This window comes from Janthinobacterium tructae (assembly GCF_006517255.1).
Lineage (GTDB): Bacteria > Pseudomonadota > Gammaproteobacteria > Burkholderiales > Burkholderiaceae_D > Janthinobacterium > Janthinobacterium tructae.
Genome location: NZ_CP041185.1, coordinates 4,936,386 through 4,955,565 on the forward strand (window position 1 = coordinate 4,936,386; position 19,180 = coordinate 4,955,565).

General features: G+C 63.0%; 22 protein-coding genes. 15 read left to right on the top strand and 7 right to left on the bottom strand.

Annotation, left to right across the window (positions count from 1 at the left end; genetic code table 11):
- The first annotated feature begins 51 nt into the window (after positions 1–51).
- The 9 genes from gshB to FJQ89_RS21715 all read left to right on the top strand — a co-directional run bounded on the left by gshB (position 52) and on the right by FJQ89_RS21715 (position 8,564).
- Positions 52–1,020 (top strand): glutathione synthase, encoded by a 969-nt coding sequence (gene gshB, locus FJQ89_RS21675; RefSeq protein ID WP_141171655.1) that lies wholly within the window; start codon positions 52–54, stop codon positions 1,018–1,020.
- Positions 1,021–1,022: 2 nt separating this feature from the next.
- The gene (locus tag FJQ89_RS21680; RefSeq protein ID WP_029496035.1) at positions 1,023–1,427 is read left to right on the top strand and encodes a PTS sugar transporter subunit IIA; all 405 of its coding nucleotides are present in this window, start codon (positions 1,023–1,025) and stop codon (positions 1,425–1,427) included.
- Positions 1,428–1,519: 92 nt separating this feature from the next.
- A complete protein-coding gene (locus FJQ89_RS21685) occupies positions 1,520–1,789 on the top strand; it encodes an HPr family phosphocarrier protein (RefSeq protein ID WP_010393142.1) in 270 nt (89 codons plus the stop codon).
- Between the two features lie 44 nt (positions 1,790–1,833).
- Positions 1,834–3,576 (top strand): phosphoenolpyruvate--protein phosphotransferase, encoded by a 1,743-nt coding sequence (gene ptsP, locus FJQ89_RS21690; protein ID WP_141171656.1) that lies wholly within the window; start codon positions 1,834–1,836, stop codon positions 3,574–3,576.
- A 167-nt stretch (positions 3,577–3,743) separates the two neighbouring features.
- Positions 3,744–4,910 (top strand): homoserine O-succinyltransferase MetX, encoded by a 1,167-nt coding sequence (gene metX, locus FJQ89_RS21695; protein WP_243136588.1) that lies wholly within the window; start codon positions 3,744–3,746, stop codon positions 4,908–4,910.
- The gene (metW, locus tag FJQ89_RS21700) at positions 4,907–5,518 is read left to right on the top strand and encodes a methionine biosynthesis protein MetW (RefSeq protein WP_141171658.1); all 612 of its coding nucleotides are present in this window, start codon (positions 4,907–4,909) and stop codon (positions 5,516–5,518) included. Before metX ends, metW begins: the two co-directional genes overlap by 4 nt.
- Complete coding sequence (locus FJQ89_RS21705; protein ID WP_141171659.1) at positions 5,518–6,777, top strand: AmpG family muropeptide MFS transporter; 1,260 nt, start codon at positions 5,518–5,520, stop codon at positions 6,775–6,777. Before metW ends, FJQ89_RS21705 begins: the two co-directional genes overlap by 1 nt.
- Positions 6,758–7,660, top strand: coding sequence for a M48 family metallopeptidase (locus tag FJQ89_RS21710; RefSeq protein ID WP_141171660.1), 903 nt, complete (start codon positions 6,758–6,760; stop codon positions 7,658–7,660). The genes FJQ89_RS21705 and FJQ89_RS21710 overlap by 20 nt, the downstream gene beginning before the upstream one ends.
- Position 7,661: 1 nt before the next feature.
- Complete coding sequence (locus FJQ89_RS21715; RefSeq protein WP_141171661.1) at positions 7,662–8,564, top strand: pseudouridine synthase; 903 nt, start codon at positions 7,662–7,664, stop codon at positions 8,562–8,564.
- Positions 8,565–8,698: 134 nt separating this feature from the next.
- On the opposite strand, the gene FJQ89_RS21720 is transcribed toward FJQ89_RS21715, so the two are convergent.
- Positions 8,699–9,475: an exodeoxyribonuclease III gene (locus FJQ89_RS21720; protein ID WP_141171662.1), complete on the bottom strand. Its 777-nt coding sequence runs from the start codon at positions 9,473–9,475 to the stop codon at positions 8,699–8,701.
- 109 nt (positions 9,476–9,584) lie between these two features.
- Here FJQ89_RS21720 and pyrE point away from each other — a divergent pair, with 109 nt between their 5' ends.
- A complete protein-coding gene (gene pyrE, locus FJQ89_RS21725; RefSeq protein ID WP_141171663.1) occupies positions 9,585–10,247 on the top strand; it encodes an orotate phosphoribosyltransferase in 663 nt (220 codons plus the stop codon).
- On the opposite strand, the gene FJQ89_RS21730 is transcribed toward pyrE, so the two are convergent.
- Both FJQ89_RS21730 and FJQ89_RS21735 read right to left on the bottom strand, forming a co-directional pair.
- Positions 10,244–10,489 (bottom strand): GNAT family N-acetyltransferase, encoded by a 246-nt coding sequence (locus FJQ89_RS21730; protein WP_168208504.1) that lies wholly within the window; start codon positions 10,487–10,489, stop codon positions 10,244–10,246. The two genes, pyrE and FJQ89_RS21730, sit on opposite strands and share 4 nt — an antisense overlap.
- On the bottom strand, positions 10,486–11,229 hold the full coding sequence (locus FJQ89_RS21735; RefSeq protein ID WP_141171665.1) for a sulfite exporter TauE/SafE family protein: 744 nt from the start codon (positions 11,227–11,229) through the stop codon (positions 10,486–10,488). The genes FJQ89_RS21730 and FJQ89_RS21735 overlap by 4 nt, the downstream gene beginning before the upstream one ends.
- Before the next feature lie 125 nt (positions 11,230–11,354).
- Here FJQ89_RS21735 and FJQ89_RS21740 point away from each other — a divergent pair, with 125 nt between their 5' ends.
- From FJQ89_RS21740 to FJQ89_RS21760, 5 genes are all read left to right on the top strand, one after another.
- The gene (locus FJQ89_RS21740; protein WP_071079533.1) at positions 11,355–12,248 is read left to right on the top strand and encodes a LysR substrate-binding domain-containing protein; all 894 of its coding nucleotides are present in this window, start codon (positions 11,355–11,357) and stop codon (positions 12,246–12,248) included.
- A 21-nt stretch (positions 12,249–12,269) separates the two neighbouring features.
- A complete protein-coding gene (locus tag FJQ89_RS21745; protein ID WP_141171666.1) occupies positions 12,270–13,136 on the top strand; it encodes an alpha/beta fold hydrolase in 867 nt (288 codons plus the stop codon).
- Positions 13,137–13,230: 94 nt separating this feature from the next.
- Positions 13,231–13,422 (top strand): YqaE/Pmp3 family membrane protein, encoded by a 192-nt coding sequence (locus FJQ89_RS21750; protein ID WP_034749384.1) that lies wholly within the window; start codon positions 13,231–13,233, stop codon positions 13,420–13,422.
- Between the two features lie 220 nt (positions 13,423–13,642).
- A complete protein-coding gene (locus FJQ89_RS21755; RefSeq protein ID WP_141171667.1) occupies positions 13,643–14,107 on the top strand; it encodes a carboxypeptidase-like regulatory domain-containing protein in 465 nt (154 codons plus the stop codon).
- Positions 14,107–14,436, top strand: coding sequence for a hypothetical protein (locus FJQ89_RS21760; protein WP_141172930.1), 330 nt, complete (start codon positions 14,107–14,109; stop codon positions 14,434–14,436). The genes FJQ89_RS21755 and FJQ89_RS21760 overlap by 1 nt, the downstream gene beginning before the upstream one ends.
- A gap of 21 nt (positions 14,437–14,457) precedes the next feature.
- Here the strand turns inward: FJQ89_RS21760 and FJQ89_RS21765 are convergent, their stop codons facing one another.
- From FJQ89_RS21765 to gatC, 4 genes are all read right to left on the bottom strand, one after another.
- Positions 14,458–15,495: an oxidoreductase gene (locus FJQ89_RS21765; protein WP_141171668.1), complete on the bottom strand. Its 1,038-nt coding sequence runs from the start codon at positions 15,493–15,495 to the stop codon at positions 14,458–14,460.
- 103 nt (positions 15,496–15,598) lie between these two features.
- Entirely contained in the window at positions 15,599–17,059 is a 1,461-nt protein-coding gene (gene gatB, locus FJQ89_RS21770) for an Asp-tRNA(Asn)/Glu-tRNA(Gln) amidotransferase subunit GatB (RefSeq protein ID WP_141171669.1), read from the bottom strand.
- Between the two features lie 51 nt (positions 17,060–17,110).
- A complete protein-coding gene (gene gatA / locus FJQ89_RS21775; RefSeq protein WP_141171670.1) occupies positions 17,111–18,595 on the bottom strand; it encodes an Asp-tRNA(Asn)/Glu-tRNA(Gln) amidotransferase subunit GatA in 1,485 nt (494 codons plus the stop codon).
- Positions 18,596–18,648: 53 nt separating this feature from the next.
- Positions 18,649–18,951 (bottom strand): Asp-tRNA(Asn)/Glu-tRNA(Gln) amidotransferase subunit GatC, encoded by a 303-nt coding sequence (gene gatC / locus FJQ89_RS21780; RefSeq protein ID WP_101483781.1) that lies wholly within the window; start codon positions 18,949–18,951, stop codon positions 18,649–18,651.
- Positions 18,952–19,180: the final 229 nt, after the last annotated feature.

The window sequence follows — 19,180 nt, forward strand, 5'->3', positions numbered from 1 at the left end:
TCTCGGCTAGAATCAAGCATTCCTTATCCAGGCTCCCCGATTGGACGCACCATGAAAATTGCATTCCTTGCCGACCCGCTGGCAGGCTTCAAGACTTACAAAGATTCCACCTTCGCCATGATGCGCGAGGCGGCCAAGCGCGGCCACGCCGTGTACGCCTTCGAACAGAAGGACATGGCGCTGGAAGAGGGCATCGTCACGGCATTGGTCAAACATATCGAACTGACGGGCGACGAACACGACTGGTACAAGGTGGTCTCCACCGAGGAAGTGCGCCTGTCGGCCCTGGACGCCATCATCGAGCGCAAGGATCCGCCGTTCGACATGGAATACGTGTATGGCACGTATCTGCTGGAACTGGCGGAAAAGCAGGGCGCCTGCGTCTTCAACAAGCCGTCCGCCATCCGCGACAACAATGAAAAGCTGGCCATTGCCCAGTTTCCCGAATTCACCTCGCCGACCCTGGTAACGTCGGATGAAGCGCGCCTGCGCGCCTTCCACGCCAAGCACCAGGACGTCATCTTCAAGCCGCTCGACGGCATGGGCGGCACGGGCATCTTCCGCGTCAAGGCCGATGGCCTGAACCTGGGCGCCATCATCGAGACCTTGAGCGAGAACGGCGCGCAGACCATCATGGCGCAGCGTTTTATTGCCGACATCGTCAAGGGCGACAAGCGCATCCTCGTCATCGGCGGCAAGCCGGTGCCGTTTTCGCTGGCGCGCATTCCGCAAGCGGGCGAAGTGCGCGGCAACCTGGCCGCCGGCGGCACGGGCGTGGCGCAGCCATTGACGGCGCGCGACCTGGAAATCGCTGAAAAACTGGGCCCGATCCTGGCCGCGCGCGGCCTGATGCTGGTAGGATTGGATGTGATCGGCGACTATCTGACGGAAGTCAATGTCACCAGCCCGACCTGCTTCCAGGAAATCATGCAGCAGACGGGTTTTGATGTGGCTGCCATGTTTGTCGACGCCGTCGAGCATGGCGTTGTGCAAGCGCAGCAGCGTCAGAAGGTGAAATGACTATGGTAGGGATTTTGCTCATGACACATGCACCGCTGGGACAGGCCTTCATCGCCGCCTGCGCGCATGTGTTTCGCGGGCCAACGGAACGGTTTGAAGCCATCGACGTCGTCGCCGACCAGGACCTGGCGGAGGTGCAGAAGCTGGCATCGGAAGCCATCTGCCGCCTCGACGACGGCTCCGGTGTGCTGGTGATTACCGACGTGAAGGGCGGCACGCCGTCGAACTGCTGCAACAAGCTGGCCGATGCGGGCAGGGTCGAAGTTATCGCCGGCATCAGCCTGCCGATGCTGCTGCGCGCCATCACGTATCGCCGCGACACGCTCGACGTGGTGGTGGAGATGGCGCTGGCCGGTGCGCAAAGCGGCGCCGTGCGCGTCGATAACCGTATCCGCGTGGGCGAATAGGGAAGTACAAGGCCGCCGCCCTGAAGGCGGCGGGTTTTATAGGCCAAGATTGTCATCAGCGTAGCGCATTCAGGGATAGAGACCATACAAAAATGATTCAAAAAGAACTCGAAATCATCAACAAGCTGGGACTGCACGCACGCGCCTCCGCCAAATTTACCCAGCTCGCCGCCAAGTTCAAGAGCGACGTCTGGCTGACCCGCAACGCGCGCCGCATCAACGCCAAATCCATCATGGGCGTGATGATGCTGGCCGCCGGCAAGGGAGCGAAAGTGACCCTGGAAGCCGAGGGCGATGATGAGCAGGCATGTGTCGATGCGCTCACCGCCCTGATTAATGACAGGTTTGGCGAAGGCGAGTAATGCCTGCCGAACGTAGCCGCAGCCGCATTCCGACAGGTCACCCCATGGCATCTTTCACGCTCCACGGCATCCCGGTCTCCCGCGGCATCGCCATTGGCCGCGCGCATCTGCTGGCGCCGGCCGCCCTTGACGTCAAACACTACCTGGTCGCCCAGGAACAGATCGAAGCCGAAGTCCAGCGTCTGCAAAACGCCATCGCCGCCGTCCACAAGGAACTGCAAACCCTGTGGAACGAGCTGCCGAAAGACGCGCCTACCGAACTGGGCGCGTTCATCGACGTGCATGCGCTGATCCTGTCGGATCCGTTGATCGCCGAAGCGCCGCTCGACATCATCCGTTCGCGCCATTACAACGCCGAATGGGCATTGCTGACGCAAATCGATGAATTATCGGCGCAGTTCGATGAAATCGAAGACCCATACCTGCGCGAACGCAAGGCCGACATCCAGCAGGTGGCCGAGCGCGTATTGAAAGTCTTGCTGGGCACGGAGCAGCTGCTGCCCAAGGCCGCCGCCGAAGACGAATTGATGGCGCAGATGATCGTGGTCGCCCACGACATTTCTCCGGCCGACATGCTGCAATTTCGCGACCGCTCCTTCATCGGCTTCATCACCGACGTGGGCGGACAGAACTCGCACACGGCCATCGTCGCGCGCAGCCTGGATATCCCGGCCGCCGTCGGCATGTCGCAGGCGTCGATGCTGATCGAGCAGGACGACTGGCTGATCATCGACGGCGACGCCGGCGTGGTCATCGCCAACCCCAGCGCGCTGGTGCTGGAGCAGTACCGCGAGCGCCAGGTGGCCATGCAGCGCGCGCGCAAGAAGCTGGGCAAGCTGAAAAAGACGCCGGCCGTCACCAAATGCGGTACCCCCATCACCCTGCTGGCGAATATCGAACTGCCCGATGATTGCGCGTTTGCGCTGGAGTCCGGCGCCAGCGGCGTGGGCCTGTTCCGCTCCGAATTCCTGTTCATGGGCCGCGCCCACAAGATTCCCACCGAGGATGAGCAGTTCGAGGCTTACCGCAACACGGTGCAGTCGATGAAAGGGCGCGTGGTGACCATCCGCACGCTCGACATCGGCGCCGACAAGCCGCTCGACCAGTCCGACCATACGGCCTTGAATCCCGCCCTGGGCCTGCGTGCCATCCGTTACTGCCTGGCCGAGCCGCAACTGTTCCTGACGCAGCTGCGCGCGATCCTGCGCGCCTCGGCTTTTGGCAAGGTGCGCATCCTGATCCCCATGCTCGCGCATGCGTTCGAGATCGACCAGTCGCTGGCCATGATCGCGCAAGCGAAGGCCAGCCTGCGCGAGGAGGGCGTCAAGTTCGACGATGCCGTCGAAGTGGGCGCCATGATTGAAATTCCCGCCGCCGCGCTGGCCCTGCCCATGTTCGTCAAGCGCATGGATTTCCTGTCGATCGGCACGAATGACCTGATCCAGTACACGCTGGCCATCGACCGCGTCGATTACGAAGTGGCGCATTTGTACAATCCGCTGCACCCGGCCGTGCTGCAACTGATCTCGATGACGATCGCCGCCGGCCACAAGGCGGGCATCGACGTGGCCGTGTGCGGCGAAATGGCGGGCGACGTGAAGCTCACGCGCTTGCTGCTGGGCATGGGACTGCGCGAGTTTTCCATGCATCCGGCCCAGCTGTTGGCGGTCAAGCAAGAGATCCTCAACAGCGACCTGGGCCTGATCGCACCACAAATGCGCAAAATTATGCGTTCCATGGAACCAAATGTGATCGCGGAAGCCGTACATCAGTTGCAGCTCATGTAAACTGTCACCCTATCAGCATCAGGACACATCGCGCGCGGCAAGAGGTGTCCTGATGCTAAAGTTGCAGCACCTATCATCGCGGTGCTGCATCGACCATGGCCCGTGGGGCCACCCCCTTTTATAAACCGACACACATGTCATCCATTGGAATCGTTTCGCCGCAAACCATGTATTTTGCGCAACCCCTGCAGCTGCAAAGCGGCGCATCGCTGCGGGACTATATGTTGATGTATGAAACCTACGGCACCCTGAACGCCGACAAATCGAACGCGGTGCTGGTCTGCCACGCCCTGAACGCCTCGCATCACGTGGCCGGCGTCTACGCGGATGAACCGAAAAGCACGGGCTGGTGGGACAATATGGTGGGACCGGGCAAGCCGCTCGACACCAATAAATTCTTCGTCATCGGCGTCAACAACCTGGGCTCCTGCTTCGGCTCGACTGGCCCCATGCACACCAATCCCGCCACCGGTAAGCCGTATGGCGCTTCCTTCCCCGTCGTCACGGTGGAAGACTGGGTCAGCGCGCAGGCGCGCCTGGCCGATGAACTGGGCATCACTCAGTTCGCCGCCGTGATGGGCGGCTCGCTGGGCGGCATGCAGGCGCTGGCGTGGAGCATCATGTTCCCCGAGCGGCTGCGCCACTGCGTGGTGATCGCCTCGACGGCCAAACTGTCGGCGCAAAACATCGCCTTCAACGACGTGGCGCGCCAGGCCATCCTGTCCGACCCCGATTACCATGGCGGCGACTTTTATGCGCATGGCGTGGTGCCGAAGAACGGCTTGCGCGTGGCGCGCATGGTGGGCCACATCACGTATCTGTCGAATGACGACATGGCCGAGAAATTCGGCCGCAAGCTGCGCGACGCGGCGCAGACGGGCGACTACAAATTCGGCTTCGGCATCGATTTCGAGATCGAATCGTATCTGCGCTACCAGGGCGACAAGTTCTCCGAGTACTTCGACGCGAACACCTACCTGCTCATTACCAAGGCGCTCGATTATTTCGACCCGGCGCGCGCGCATGGCGGCGACCTGGCCAAGGCCCTGTCGGGTACCAAGGCCAAGTTCTTCCTCGCCTCGTTTTCCACCGACTGGCGCTTCTCGCCCGAGCGCAGCCGCGAAATCGTCGAGGCGCTGGTGTGCAACCGCCGCCAGGTGACCTATGCGGAAATCGACGCGCCGCACGGCCACGACGCCTTTTTGCTGGAAGATGCGCGCTACATGAACATGGTGCGCGCCTATTATGGCCAGGTATGGAACGACATCGGGGCGGGCTTGCCCGCTCCTGCACAGCACACCGCCGTCCGCCAGGGCGCCAAGGAGATCGCATGACTTTTGACGAATTGAGCGCACTGCGCCCCGACCTGGCCTTCATCGCCCACTGGGTGCCGAACAACGCGCACGTGCTGGACGTGGGCTGCGGCGAAGGCGTGATGCTGCAGTATCTGCAAAGCGACAAGGACTGCAGCGGCTATGGCATCGAGATCGCCGACGACAAGGTGCTGGCCAGCACCCTGCGCGGCGTGAACGTGATCCAGCAAGACATGGAAAAGGGCCTGGCCATCTTTGGCGACAACAGCTTCGATACGGTGCTGTGCCTGTCGTCCCTGCAGATGATGAAGCAGGTCGAGCCGCTGCTGCGCGACATCGTGCGCGTGGGTGCCGAGGCCATCGTCTCGTTCCCCAACTTCGCCTACTGGCCGCACCGCGTGGCGCTGCTCAAAGGCCGCATGCCCGTGTCGAAATCGCTGCCCTACCAGTGGTACGACACGCCCAACGTGCGCTGCGCCACCATCAACGACTTCCGCGAGCTGGCCGAGGAATGCGGCCTGGAAGTGATCGAATGCGTGGCCCTGGCCGAAGGCAAGATGGTCTCCGTGCTGCCGAACCTGCGCGGCGACCTGGCCGTCTTCCGCCTGCGTAAAAAAGCGGTGCATTGATGACCACAAGCCCGGTGCCTGGCTGGCGCTCCTATGCCAATGGCCGCATGCTGGCCGTGCTGGTGCTGGGCTTCAGTTCCGGCCTGCCCCTGTTCATCCTGCTGTACCTGCTGCAGGCATGGCTGGCCAAGTCGGGCTTGAACGTCAAGGCGCTGGGGCTGTTCGCCCTGGTGCAGTTCCCGTACATCTGGAAATTCCTGTGGGCGCCGCTGATGGACCGCTACCGCATCCTGGGCCTGGGGCGCCGGCGCGGCTGGATGGCGGCCACGCAAGTGGCGCTGTTCTTCTCCATCGGCGCCATGGGCATGCTCGATCCGCTCACGCAGATCGGCCTGATCGCGGCGGCTGCCGGTGGCGTCGCTTTTCTGTCTGCCAGCCAGGACATCGTCATCGACGCCTACCGGCGCGAAATCCTTAGCGACAACGAGCAGGGCCTGGGCGCCGCCGTCATCGTCAACGCGTACAAGGTGGCGGGCATGGTGCCGGGCGCGCTGTCGCTGATCCTGGCCGACCGCATGCCGTGGCAGCCCGTCTTCTGGATCACGGCCGCCTTCATGCTGCCGGGCCTCGTGTGCACCTTGCTGATCAAGGAGCCTGCCGTCTACGGCTCGCCGCCGAAGACCATGCGCGAAGCGATCATCCTGCCGTTCCAGGAATTCATCGCGCGCGATGGTTGGCGTAACGCAATGTGGATCCTCGCTTTCGTATTACTCTACAAAATCGGCGACAGCATGGCCACGGCGCTGGCGACGAAGTTTTATCTGGACCTGGGGTTTTCCATGACGCAGATCGGCCTGGCCGCCAACACCACGGGTTTCTGGGCCAGCCTGGCCGGCGGCGTGGTGGGCGGCGTGTGGATGCTCAAGCTGGGCATCAACCGGGGCCTGTGGGTGTTTGGCGCGCTGCAGGCGATCGCGATTCTGGGATTCGCCTGGCTGGCACAGGTGGGGCCGAACACCATGCTGCTCAGCGCCGTGATCGGTTTTGAAGCCTTTGCCAGCCTGGGCCTGGGTGCGGCCGCCTTTGTCGCGTTCCTGTCGCGCACCACGGACCCGCGCTACACAGCCACGCAATATGCCTTGTTTTCCAGCCTGAGCGCCGTGCCGCGCACCCTGATCAATGCCTCGGTGGGCTTTCTGGTCGCGGAACTGGGCTGGTTTTCGTTTTTCATCGTGTGCTTCTTCCTGGCCTTCCCGGCCATGATGATGCTGCCTAAAATCGCTCCATGGAGGTCTGCCAATGGCACCAATATCCCTTAAACGTTACGCCATCCTGGCCAGCCTGTGCGCGGCCACCGCCCTGGCCCCCCTGTCCACCCACGCCCAGCAGGCGACGATGCAGGATGGCATCAAGGTGCGGCCCTTGTCGACCTCGCGCATCTTTGCCGGCGGCGCCGATTTCAATGCAGAATCGAAGCAGCAATATACGCAGCTGGTCAACGAAGCGAAGGAAAAAAACGCGCTGGTGCCCGACAGTGACCCGCAGGTCAGGCGTCTGCGCGCCATCGCCCAGCGCATTATCCCGTTTGCCACGCGCTGGAACGAGGCGGCGGCGAACTGGAACTGGCAGGTCAATCTGCTCAACTCGGACGAGGTCAATGCCTTTTGCATGCCGGGCGGGCAGATCGCTTTTTACAGCGGCATCATCACCAAGCTCAATTTGACCGACGATGAAGTGGCCATCGTCATGGGGCATGAAATTTCGCACGCGCTGCGCGAACACTCGCAGGCGCAGGCCGGCAAGGGCAACCTTGCGGCCGTCGGCGCCAAGCTGGCCGGCGCCGGGCTGTCAGCCTGGCTCGGCGTCGATCCGACCATCACCAGTACCGCCACGAATATGGCGGCGCAGGGCGTGATGCTGAAGTTCTCGCGCGACGATGAACGCGAGGCAGATTTGATCGGCATGGACCTGGCCGCACGCGCCGGCTTCGATCCGCGTGCCGGCGTGATTCTGTGGCAGAAAATGGCCGCCGTGAGCAAGGGCGCGCCACCGGAATTCCTCTCGACCCACCCGTCGGGCAAGGACCGCATCTCGCAGATGAACAGCCACATGGCGCAAGTGCTGCCCTTGTACGCGCGCAGCAAGGGCGTCAGCGTGGATGCCTTGCCGCCGTACCGCAGCACCGCCATCGCGCAGCGCTAGGATGTTGAAGCGTCACGCCGCCGCACCCTTGCCCATGCGCGATGGTGTGGCGCCCAGTTATCTGTGGTTGCCGGAAGGGCAGTGGCCGGACATGCTGTCGTTTCTGCTCGAGCGCTATCCGCAGATCAGCGCCGCGCAATGGCTGGACCGCATGGCGCGCGGCGAAGTGCTCAATGGCGATGGCGCAGTGCTCGGCCCCGACAGCGCATACCGGCGCGGCATGCGCATTTTTTACTACCGCGAGCTGGAACGCGAAACGCCGATCCCCTTCCAGGAAGAGATCCTGTTCCAGGACGAACACCTGGTGGTGGTCGACAAGCCTCACTTCTTGCCCATGACGCCGGCCGGGCGCTTCGTGCAGGAGACCCTGCTGACGCGCCTGAAGAAAAGCCTGGACTGCGCCGAGCTGACGCCGATCCACCGCCTCGACCGCGAGACGGCTGGCGTGGTGATTTTTTCGCGCCAGGTAGCCAGCCGTGGCGCCTACCAGACGCTGTTCCAGCGCCGCGAAGTGCGCAAGATGTATGAGGCGCTGGCGCCCGTCCTGGCAGGCCGCGATTTTCCGTTCACGTATCGCAGCCGCATGGTCGAGGGCACGCAGTTCTTCCTCATGCGCGAGGAGGCGGGCGAGCCGAACTCGGAAACCGTCATCGACGTAATCGAGCGGCGCGGCGAGGTGAACCTGTACCGCTTGTACCCGCACACAGGGCGCAAGCACCAGCTGCGCGTGCACCTGGCTGCACTCGGCATCCCCATCGTCAACGACGCGTTTTACCCGCTGGCCCAGCCGTGCAAGGAAGACGACATGTCGCACCCGCTGCAGCTGCTGGCGCGCGCCATCGATTTCACGGATCCTTTGAGCGGCGAGCCGCGCCATTTTGAGAGCCGGCGCATGCTCGGGTAATCCGACACCCCCATTGGCGTGTCAACCTTGTTGTCGGATTACGGCCCTGCGGTCCTAATCCGACCTACGATAGATCAGGCGTAGGTCGGCTTAGCGCGCAGCGCGTAAGCCGACACCACCACGGACGTATCAGATCAGCCCTTGACCGTGTAATCGATGATCAACGGCGCATGGTCGGAAAACCGCTCGTCCTTGTAGACGCTGACCGTATGCGCCTGCGCTGCGATGCCGGGGGTGGCGACGTGGTAGTCGATGCGCCAGCCGACGTTCTTCGCGTAGGCTTGTCCGCGGTTGCTCCACCACGTGTACTGGTCTTCGCGCTTGTCCAGGCCGCGGTGCACGTCGACAAAGCCCACTTCGTCGAAGACGCGCGTCAGCCACGCGCGCTCCTCCGGCAGGAATCCGGAATTCTTCTTGTTGCCCTTCCAGTTTTTCAGGTCGATTTCGTGGTGGGCGATATTCCAGTCGCCGCAGATGACCACTTCGCGGCCCAGTGCCTTCAATGCCAGCAGGTGCGGCAGGAACAGTTCCATGAAACGGAACTTGGCTTCCTGGCGCTCCGGGCCGGACGAGCCGGACGGGCAGTACACGGAGATGACGGACAGGTTGCCAAAATCACAGCGCACGTAGCGCCCTTCGGCATCGAATTCAGGGCTGCCGAAGCCGATATGCACGGCATCCGGTTCCACCTTGCTGTACACGCCCGTGCCGGAATAGCCCTTTTTCTCGGCATAGTGGAAATGGCCATGGTAGCCGTGCGGGTTGAGGAATTCCGGCGTCATGTCGGGCAGTTGCGCCTTCAATTCCTGCACGCAGATGAAATCGGCCGTTTGCGTGCCCATCCAGTTGAAAAAGCCTTTTTTGGCGGCGGAACGGATGCCGTTCAGATTGGCGGAAATAATTTTTGGCATAGATTGAGAGTGAAAAGGGCGCTGGACGGGGCCGGCGGGCGCGGCACGGCGATTGTCTCGCCGCTGCGCGCGGATTAAAATACAGGCACTTTTAAAAAATGAGGCTAATGTGAATAATTTACGCCAGCAGTTTATCGCGTTTTCAGTATCCAAGGGAGTCTTGCGGTTCGGCGAGTTCACCACCAAGGCCGGGCGCCAGTCGCCGTACTTCTTCAATGCGGGCCTGTTCCATGACGGCGCCACCCTGGCCGAGCTGGCGCAGTTCTACGCGCAGACCCTGCTCGATTCGGGCGTTCAATTCGACATGCTGTTCGGTCCCGCCTACAAGGGCATCACCCTGGCGTCGGCCACCGCCGTGGCATTGGCCGGCAAGGGCCGCAACACCTCGTTCGCCTTCAACCGCAAGGAAGCCAAGGATCACGGCGAAGGCGGCACCATCGTCGGCGCCAAGCTGCATGGCAAAGTCGTCATCATTGACGATGTGATCTCGGCCGGCACCTCGGTGCGCGAATCGGTGGACATGATCCGCGCCGCCGGCGCCGAGCCTTGCGCCGTGCTGATCGCCCTGGACCGCATGGAGCGTTCGGGTCCGGATGGCCAGCTGTCGCCAAGTTCGGCGGTGCAGGAAGTATCGAAACAGTACGGCATTCCCGTCATCTCGATCGGCAACCTGGACGACTTGTTCGGCTACCTGAACGGCGCGGGCGCCGATCCGGAACTGCTGAAACATAAAGAGGCTGTTTCCGCATACCGCACCAAGTATGGCATTTAAGTAGTCCTCTCCAGCAGCGCCCGCAACCGCGGGTCGCTGCAGGCGGTGGCAGCTTGCGGGTGGCATTGCAACAGCCGCCGCAACAGCGCGCCGCCGATGCCGCGCCGGCGGAACGGCGGTTTCACGAACAGCATGTTCACCGTTACCCCGTTCGCGCACTTGCTGATGTCGAGCATGGCCACCTGCTGGCCGTCGATCCACGCGCACAGCGCGCTGTCCCCCTGCCAGTCGATCTGCATCATGCCAGCCATGGCTTGAGCGCCGCATGCAAGCCCAGGGCGAACAGGCCGGCAAAAAAGCACCGTTTGAATACCTGTGGCGCGATGCGCCCGCGCAGCCATTGACCGGCCAGCATGCCGGCCAGCGTCGGCAGCAGCGCATACGCGGAAGCGCCGGCCGCACTGAGGTTGAAGTCGCCGTGCAGGGCCAGGCTGGCCGCCAGCGCCACGGTCGATGCCGTAAACGCCAGGCCCAGTGCCTGCACCAGCGCATCGCGTGCCAGTCCCAGTGCCTGCAGATACGGCACGGCGGGGATCACGAACACACCCGTGGCGGCCGTCACCAGCCCCGTCGCCGCGCCCGCCATGGGGCCCAGCCAGGCTTCGTGCCGCGCCGGCACGCGCAACTGCAGCGAGAACAATCCCGCCAGCGCATACAGCATCAGCGCCACGCCCAGCGCGACGACGGCCCAGGTGCCGCTGTCCTGCGGCAGCAGGGCGCCGCCCGCCAGGGTACCGGCCATGACGGCGGCCAGCATGGGCCACAAACGGTGCAGCAGCGCGCGCAGGCCGGAGCCGGCCGCCAACTGCCAGACATTCGTCACCATCGACGGCACGATCAGCAGGGCGGCCGCCTGCACGGGCGGCATGACGAGGCTGAGCGTGCCCATGGCCACGGTCGGCAAGCCCAGTCCGACTACGCCCTTGACGAAGCCAGCGACGAGGAAGCTGGCGCCGACGGCCAGCAGGAATGACGTCTCCATCTTTTTTATCCACAGTAATTTTGCGTGGATTTTGCGCGCGCTGGGCGGTTTCGCCAAGGTGGATTATTTTGAGCCAGCCTAAGGGATAGCCGAAGGCTGATAAGATGGCGAAAAGGAGAGCTGTCATGCGCTTTGATCTGGTCGATTTGCAGCTGTTTGTCAACGTGGTGGAGGCGGGCAGCCTGACGGCGGGCGCCGCGCGCAGCCATCTCGCATTGGCCTCCAGCAGTGCGCGCGTGCGCGGCATGGAAGAGGCGCTGGGCATGCCCCTGCTGCTGCGCGGGCGGCGCGGCGTGGAGCCGACACCGGTAGGGCAGACGCTGCTGCATCACGCGCGCCTCGTGTTGCTGCAAATGGAGAAAATGCGCGGTGAGCTCGGCGAATTTGCGCGCGGTTTGAAAGGGCAGTTACGCCTGCTGTGCAATACCGCCGCGCTCAGCGAATTTTTGCCCGAGGCGCTCGGCGCTTTTCTCGACCGCCATCCGAACCTGACCATCGACCTGGAAGAGCGCCTCAGTTACGATATCGTCAAGGCCGTCTCGGAAGGGCTGGCCGACATGGGCATCGTTTCCGACTCGGTCGACATGCGCGGCTTGCAGACGTTTCTGTTCCGCCCCGACCGGCTGGTGGTCATCGCGGCGGCCGATGGCGTGCATCACCGTGCGCTCGGCCAGGATGGTGTCGTCGCGTTCTCCACGCTGCTGGATCACGATTTCATCGGCCTGGCCGACGACAGCGCGATGCAGCAGTACCTGGGCATGCATGCGGCGCGCCTGGGCCGTCCGTTGAAGGTGCGCGTGCGCCTGCGCAGCTTCGATGCCGTGTGCCGTATGGTGGCCAGCGGCGTGGGCATCAGCGTGGTGCCGCTGGCGGCGGCCAGCCGCTGCCAGCAGACGATGGCGCTGCGCTGCCTGGAGTTATCCGATCCCTGGTCGGTACGCAATCTGACGATTTGCGTGCGCCAGTTCAGTGAATTACCCCTGTATGCGCGCCAGTTGATCGATCATCTGAAAGCGTGACAGGGCATGACAGGAGCAGCAATGCGTTTTTCAGAAGACAAGATGGCCAGCCTGCCGTGCAGCGACCAGGTCGAACGTCCCATCCACATCTGGCAGCCGGAGCATCCCCGTGCCGTGATCCTGGCGATCCACGGCGGCATGGCGCATGCGGGCGATTACGTCACGCCAGCGCTGTATTTCCGCCAGCACGGCTTCGCCACCGTCAGCTTCGACATGGTGGGCCACGATGGCAAGCGCAAGGTGGATATTCCCTCGTTCGAGGCCTTCCTCGACGACGAGGAATTGTTCCTCGCCTGGGTCAAGCAGGCGTATCCCGGCGTGCCGATTTTTGTCATGGGTCATTCCATGGGCGGTCTGATCGCCACGCATTTGGGGCTGCGGCGTTTTGCGGGCGACCCGGCGATCAAGGGCTTTGTTATTTCATCGCCGTATTACGTGAATGCGATTCCCGTGCCGAAGGTGCTGCAGATGTTGTCCGGCTGGCTGGCGCAGCGCTTCCCGACGATGAAGGTACCGCTGGGGAATCTGACCATGCTGCTGACGCACGATCAAACCATCACCGCGCGCCATTTCCAGGATGAGCGCGATGGCATACGCGCCAGTGCAGCGTCGGTGCGCTTCGCCCATGCCTTGACGTCGGCGCAAAAGGAACTGGCGGGCGGCTTGTCGGACTGGCGCTTCCCCCTGTTCGCCGTGGTGGCAGGCGACGACAAGCTGGCCGACAGCCGCGCCACGGAGAGCATGCTGCGCAGCGTGCCCGATGGCCTGCTCGACTATCACTACTATCCGGCCAATTATCACGAGAACTTCAATGAGGTGAACCGCGACGTGATCTTCGCCGCGATCCTGGCCTGGATGGAGAAACTGCTCGCACCCGTGCCGGCGTGAGGCGCCAGTATCGTTATAATCGGCTCAATGAATTGACCGCCGGTGCATGCCGGCCCGGTCCCCGCGGCACAGGGGAATACTCAAGGAACGAACGATGCGCTTGCTGATTGCCCTGTTACTCCCATGGCTGACCTTTTTCACGATCGGCCGCCCTATTGCCGGCATCATTTGCCTGATCCTGCAAATTACCTTGATCGGCTGGCTGCCAGCGACGATCTGGGCCGTATATGCGCTGAGCCAGTACAAGACGGACCAGAAGATCGCCGAGGCCATGCGCCGGCGCTAAGAGCCTATCCCAGTAGGGAGCGTCTTCTGCTGGCAGTTCATCAGGAGCGCGGACAAGGCGTGAGGAGGACGCGTGGCGAGCCACGCAACGACGAGCAACGCAGTCCCCGCTTCTGAGGGGCGCCAGCAGGGGATGTATTCATCTACTGAGATAGGCTCTAAGCTAAGACTGGCCTAAGCTGCGTTTCCTATCTTGAGTCAACCGACATGAGGAGAGTGAGATGGCACCAGACAGACGCGGTACCTTGAACCTGGCGGCGGCGATGCTCGCCGCCGGGTTATTGCTGGGAAGTGCGGCGCAGGCGCAGGGCGATAGCGCTTTGCCGCCCGTGCAAAAGAGCGGGGCGGTGGAGTACTTGAGCGGCGGCATCGGCCTCGATGAGTCGACTGCCATCAAGAGCGCCAGCCGGCATTGGCCTTTGAGCCTGGTGTTTTCCGTGCAGGCGGCGGGCAAGGCGGAATTTGCCTCCGACGTGAAGCTCGAGATACGCGATGCCAAGGGCGCGCCGGTGCTGGAAACGACGGCCAGCGGGCCGTTCCTGCTGGCGAAATTGCCACCGGGCAGCTACAGCCTGCACGCCACCTTGGCCGGCAAGTTGCTGGAACGCAAGGTGCAGGTCAAGGCGGGTAGTTCCGCGCGCGTGGAGCTGGTCTGGCCGGCGGGAACGAACCAGGGCCGGCCTTGATGCCCGGCGACGGCAAGGCACCCGAGCGGGGCTTGTCGGCGCGGGGCTTGTCGACGCATATCCTGCCCACGTCGGCGACGATGGTCGGCGTATGCATGACGGTGCTGTCGATCGGGCACCTGGCGCCGCGCGGCGAGGTGCGCGTGGCCATCGACAAGCTGCTCGCTGTCGATGCCATCGTTTTTCTCATCAGCGCCGTGCTCTCTTTCATGTCGCTGCGCCCCGGCCAGTCGCGCTTGCGCTACGAATGGTGGGGCGAGCTGCTGTTCATTTGCGGCCTGGCCCTGCTGGCGCTGGGCGCCGTGGTGCTGGCCTTCGTCATCAACTGACCTCGGTCAGTTGACATCGAATCAGCTGACTGCGAGTACGCGCCCTTCGGCGGCGCTTTGCAGCGCCAGTTCGATCAGGCGTATCGTTGCCGCCGCATCTTCGGCCGCCACGGGCGCTGGTGCGCCGTGGCTGATGGCGTCGGCCATGCCCTGGTAAAAGTCCTGGTAGCGGCCGGCCTGCATGTCGAGGTGTTCACAATGGCCGTCCGGCTGCGTGCCCAGGTGCAGCGCGCCGCGCACAGGGTCCACGCCCCAGCCGGGCTGGCCCGGCCTGCCGCCCGCCCTCAGGGCGTCTTCTTGCGGATCGAGGCCAAACTTCACGAAACTCCCCTTGTCGCCATGCACGGCGAAGCGCGCCGTTGGCGCTTTTACCAGGCAGCCGGCCTGCAGCACCACGCGCAGCCGGTCGTAGTACAGAACAAGGTGGAAATAATCTACAGCCTGCGCACCATCGCGCTGCAGGACGATATCGGCATACAGCTTTTCCGGCTGGCCGAACAGCTGCATGGCCTGGTCCAGCATGTGCGGACCCAGGTCGTACAGCAGGCCGCCACCGGGTGCGCCGGACTCGCGCCAGCGCTGGCGGATCTCCGGGCGGAAACGGTCAAAATGCGATTCGACGCTGGCGATGCGCCCCAGCGTACCCTGTGCCAGCAGCGCTTTCAGCGTCAGGAAGTCACCATCCCAGCGCCGGTTGTGATACACGCTGAGCACCAGCTTGCGTTCTTGCGCCAGCGCGATCAGGCTCCGCGCTTCAACGCTGGAAATGGTGAATGGCTTGTCGACCACCACGTGCTTGCCCGCCTGCAGGGCCGCTTGCGCCAGGCTGAAATGCGCCTCGTTTGGCGCGGCGATGACGACCAGCTCGATGGACGGGTCGGCAAACAGCTGCGCCGCATCCGCATACACGGTGGCGTGCGGCCAGTCTTTGTGCACAAGCTCCGGCTTGCTGGAGGCGACGGCAGTCAGCTCCAGGGCATCGATGGTGGACAGCACGGGAGCGTGGAAGGTGGAGCCGGCAAAGCCGTAGCCGACCAGGCCGGTCTTGATCTTGTTCATGGCGGGTTCACAGGTGCGTGGAAGAATCCATGATCATACCTGCAAGCGGGCGACGCATAAAAAAAGGACGCCGCAGCGTCCTTTTGCATGCATCTCGCGAAGATTACCCCGCCAGCTTGGCCTTCAGCAATTCCGTCAGCTGGGCCGGGTTGGCCTTGCCCTTGGAGGCTTTCATGGCCTGGCCGATCAGCGCGTTGATGGCCGCTTCCTTGCCGGCACGGTACTGCTCCACCGACTTCGCATTCGCCGCCAGCACTTCGTCGACGATTGCTTCCAGTGCGCCCGAGTCCGAGATCTGCTTCAGACCCTTGGCATCGATGATGGTGTCGACCAGGTGCTCGTCGTTCGATTTCGCTTCCCACATGCCGGCGAAGACTTCCTTGGCCGCCTTGTTCGAGATCGTGCCGTCGGCGATGCGCTTGAGCATGGCGGCCAGTTGTGCGGCGGAGACGGGCGCCTCATCCAGGTCCACGCCTTCGCGGTTCAGGGTCGACGCTACGTCGCCCATCAGCCAGTTGGCGGCGGCCTTGGCGTTTTCCTTGCCGGCCTTGTCGACCACGGCGACGAAATAGGTGGCCATGGCTTTCGATTGCGTCAGCACCAGTGCATCGTATTCCGGCAGCGCGTATTCGCTGATGAAGCGCGCGCGCATGGCGGCCGGCAGTTCCGGCATCGAGGCTTTGACCGTGGCGATCCACTCTGGCGAGATGACCAGCGGCGGCAGGTCAGGGTCCGGGAAGTAGCGGTAATCCTGGGCGTCTTCCTTGCTGCGCATTTCGCGCGTTTCCTTGCGGTCCGGATCGTACAAACGCGTCGCTTGCACGACCTTGCCGCCGTCTTCGATCAGTTCGATCTGGCGGCGCACTTCGACGTGCACGGCTTCCTCTATGAAGCGGAAGGAGTTCAAGTTCTTGATTTCGCAGCGGGTGCCGAATTCCTTCTGGCCGACGGGGCGCACGGAGACGTTGACGTCGCAGCGGAACGAGCCTTCCTGCATGTTGCCGTCGCAAACGCCCAGCCACATGACCAGCGAGTGCAGCGCCTTGGCGTAGGCCACGGCTTCGGCGGCGCTGCGGATTTCCGGTTCCGAGACGATTTCCAGCAGCGGCGTGCCGGCGCGGTTCAAGTCGATGCCGCTCATGCCCGCATAGTCTTCATGCAGCGATTTACCGGCGTCTTCTTCCAGGTGGGCGCGCGTCAGGTTGACCGTCTTGGTGACGAATTCGCCATCCTTCTCGTAGCCGAAGGTCAGGGCGCCACCGATGACGACGGGGTCTTCGAACTGGCTGATCTGGTAGCCCTTGGGCGAGTCCGGATAAAAATAGTTCTTGCGCGCGAAGACCGAGTGCGGCGCCACGGTGGCGCCCACGGCCAGGCCGAAGCGGATCGCGCGGTCGACGGCTTGCTTGTTCATCACCGGCAGCACGCCTGGCAGCGCCAGGTCGACGGGGCTCGCCTGCGTGTTGGCGTCGGCGCCGTACTTGATCGGCGAACCGCTGAAAATTTTGGATTCGGTCGTGAGCTGCACGTGGTTCTCAAGACCGATGACGACTTCCCATTGCATAGTGTTCTCGCTTTTTTCTGGTGGCGCCGGCAAAGCGGCGCAAATATATAGTTAGATGCCGGCAGGAGCGCGCGTATGCCAGTCCGTCACTTGCTGGAACTGGTGGGCCACGTTCAGCAGCTTGGCTTCGCCAAAATAGTTGCCGATGATTTGCAGGCCGACAGGGCGCTTGCTGTTTTTCTCGCCAGTGCCAAAGCCGCATGGAATCGACATGCCGGGCAAGCCAGCCAGGCTGGTCGACAGGGTGTAGATGTCGGCCAGGTAGTTTGCCACCGGGTCGTCCGTCTTGTCGCCCAGGTCCCAGGCAACGGTCGGCGCGACCGGTCCCATGATGACGTCGCAGACGGCGTTCGGTCCATTTAATACGGCATCGAAATCCTGTGCGATCAGGCGGCGGATCTTTTGCGCCTTCAGGTAGTAGGCGTCGTAGTAGCCGTGGCACAGCACATAGGTGCCGACCATGATGCGGCGCTGCACTTCCGGGCCGAAGCCCTGGGCGCGCGACTTTTTGTACATGTCCTGCAAGTCCTTGTACTCGGCGGCGCGGTGGCCATAGCGCACGCCGTCGTAGCGCGACAGGTTCGACGACGCTTCGGCCGGGGCGATCATGTAGTAGGCGGGAATCGACAGGGCCGTGTTCGGCAGCGAGATGTCGACCAGGGTGGCGCCCAGTTTTTCATACTGCGCCAGCGCGCCGCGCACGGCCGCTTCCACGTCCTTGGCCAGGCCCTCGCCGAAGTACTCGCGCGGCACGCCGATGCGCAAGCCCGTCAACGGCTGGCCCAGTTCACGTGAAAAATCTTCCGTCACACCGCCCTGTTCCGGCGACAGGCTGGTCGAGTCGCGCTCGTCGAAGCCGGCCATGGCGCTCAAGAGCAGGGCGCAGTCTTCGGCCGAGCGGGCCATCGGGCCACCCTGGTCCAGCGACGAGGCAAAGGCGATCATGCCGAAGCGCGACACGCGGCCATACGTCGGCTTGATGCCGGTGATGCCACAAAAAGCAGCCGGCTGGCGGATCGAGCCGCCCGTATCGGTGCCCGTGGCCGCTGGCGTCAGGCCGGCGGCCACGGCGGCAGCCGAGCCGCCGGACGAGCCGCCTGGCACGGCCGTCTTGTCCCACGGATTGCGCACGGCGCCGAAGGCCGAGTTCTCGTTGCCGGAACCCATGGCGAATTCATCGCAATTGACCTTGCCCAGGGTGACCATGCCGGCCGCCTGGAATTTTTCCACCACGGTGGCGTCAAACGGGCTGGCGTAGTTGGCCAGCATTTTCGAGCCGGCCGTGGTGCGCCAGCCTTTTGTCACGAACAGGTCCTTGTGCGCGATCGGCACGCCCGTCAACGGCGTGGCCGTGCCAGCGGCGATGCGCGCGTCGGCCTCGGCAGCTTGCGCCAGGGTCAGGGCACGGTCGACGTGCAGGAAGGCATTCGAAGTGTCCGCTGCGATGCGGTCGAGGAAATGCGTCGCCAGCGCAACGGCGGAAATTTCCTTGTTCTGCAAGAGCGTGGACAGCTGTTTGATGGATTTTGTATGCATGGCGTTTCTATTTTGATATTCGGCAAGAAGGCGGGAGCGGCGCAATGGCGTGTTTATTCGATAACCTTGGGCACGAGATACAGGCCATCCTGGACTTTCGGTGCCACGGCCTGATAGGCATCGCGGTGATTTGCTTCGGTAGCGATGTCTTCGCGCAGGCGCAAGGCGATATTGTCCATGTGGGCAGCCAGCGGGTGGCTCAGGGGGGCCACGCCATCGGTATTGACGGCTTGCATTTGTTCCGCCAAGGCAAAAATCTTGTTCAATTGGGCCAAGGACGTGACGGCCTGATCGTCGGCCATTTCGAGTTGTGCCAGGTGGGCGATGCGTTTTACGTCGGAGAGTGTCAGGGACATGGCGAATGGCGCGGAGTGCCGCGCATTAGTATTAAGTTGGCGTTTCGATAAAACGCGAATATTTACTGCTTTTTTGCTCACAAAAGCCGGGGAATGCCGCGTAACTCGCGGCTGCAAGAGTCGCACTTTTCCATGGTTTTTGAGCAAATCGCATTCAAATTATAAGGTAGAATGGCGGGTTAATGCGTTGCCGGCGCTGATGGACCGCTGCCGCAGCATAGAAAAGATT

What these genes read in the sequence shown, in the direction of transcription:
- gatA (WP_141171670.1), bottom strand. Translation starts at nt 18,595, where the DNA reads ATGCATACAAAATCCATCAAACAGCTGTCCACGCTCTTGCAGAACAAG.
- FJQ89_RS21705 (WP_141171659.1), top strand. Translation starts at nt 5,518, where the DNA reads ATGACCACAAGCCCGGTGCCTGGCTGGCGCTCCTATGCCAATGGCCGC.
- FJQ89_RS21750 (WP_034749384.1), top strand. Translation starts at nt 13,231, where the DNA reads ATGCGCTTGCTGATTGCCCTGTTACTCCCATGGCTGACCTTTTTCACG.
- FJQ89_RS21680 (WP_029496035.1), top strand. Translation starts at nt 1,023, where the DNA reads ATGGTAGGGATTTTGCTCATGACACATGCACCGCTGGGACAGGCCTTC.
- gatC (WP_101483781.1), bottom strand. Translation starts at nt 18,951, where the DNA reads ATGTCCCTGACACTCTCCGACGTAAAACGCATCGCCCACCTGGCACAA.
- FJQ89_RS21720 (WP_141171662.1), bottom strand. Translation starts at nt 9,475, where the DNA reads ATGCCAAAAATTATTTCCGCCAATCTGAACGGCATCCGTTCCGCCGCC.
- FJQ89_RS21715 (WP_141171661.1), top strand. Translation starts at nt 7,662, where the DNA reads ATGTTGAAGCGTCACGCCGCCGCACCCTTGCCCATGCGCGATGGTGTG.
- FJQ89_RS21710 (WP_141171660.1), top strand. Translation starts at nt 6,758, where the DNA reads ATGGCACCAATATCCCTTAAACGTTACGCCATCCTGGCCAGCCTGTGC.
- FJQ89_RS21755 (WP_141171667.1), top strand. Translation starts at nt 13,643, where the DNA reads ATGGCACCAGACAGACGCGGTACCTTGAACCTGGCGGCGGCGATGCTC.
- FJQ89_RS21765 (WP_141171668.1), bottom strand. Translation starts at nt 15,495, where the DNA reads ATGAACAAGATCAAGACCGGCCTGGTCGGCTACGGCTTTGCCGGCTCC.
- gatB (WP_141171669.1), bottom strand. Translation starts at nt 17,059, where the DNA reads ATGCAATGGGAAGTCGTCATCGGTCTTGAGAACCACGTGCAGCTCACG.
- FJQ89_RS21740 (WP_071079533.1), top strand. Translation starts at nt 11,355, where the DNA reads ATGCGCTTTGATCTGGTCGATTTGCAGCTGTTTGTCAACGTGGTGGAG.
- FJQ89_RS21735 (WP_141171665.1), bottom strand. Translation starts at nt 11,229, where the DNA reads ATGGAGACGTCATTCCTGCTGGCCGTCGGCGCCAGCTTCCTCGTCGCT.
- metX (WP_243136588.1), top strand. Translation starts at nt 3,744, where the DNA reads ATGTATTTTGCGCAACCCCTGCAGCTGCAAAGCGGCGCATCGCTGCGG.
- ptsP (WP_141171656.1), top strand. Translation starts at nt 1,834, where the DNA reads ATGGCATCTTTCACGCTCCACGGCATCCCGGTCTCCCGCGGCATCGCC.
- gshB (WP_141171655.1), top strand. Translation starts at nt 52, where the DNA reads ATGAAAATTGCATTCCTTGCCGACCCGCTGGCAGGCTTCAAGACTTAC.
- FJQ89_RS21685 (WP_010393142.1), top strand. Translation starts at nt 1,520, where the DNA reads ATGATTCAAAAAGAACTCGAAATCATCAACAAGCTGGGACTGCACGCA.
- metW (WP_141171658.1), top strand. Translation starts at nt 4,907, where the DNA reads ATGACTTTTGACGAATTGAGCGCACTGCGCCCCGACCTGGCCTTCATC.
- FJQ89_RS21730 (WP_168208504.1), bottom strand. Translation starts at nt 10,489, where the DNA reads ATGATGCAGATCGACTGGCAGGGGGACAGCGCGCTGTGCGCGTGGATC.
- FJQ89_RS21760 (WP_141172930.1), top strand. Translation starts at nt 14,107, where the DNA reads ATGCCCGGCGACGGCAAGGCACCCGAGCGGGGCTTGTCGGCGCGGGGC.
- FJQ89_RS21745 (WP_141171666.1), top strand. Translation starts at nt 12,270, where the DNA reads ATGCGTTTTTCAGAAGACAAGATGGCCAGCCTGCCGTGCAGCGACCAG.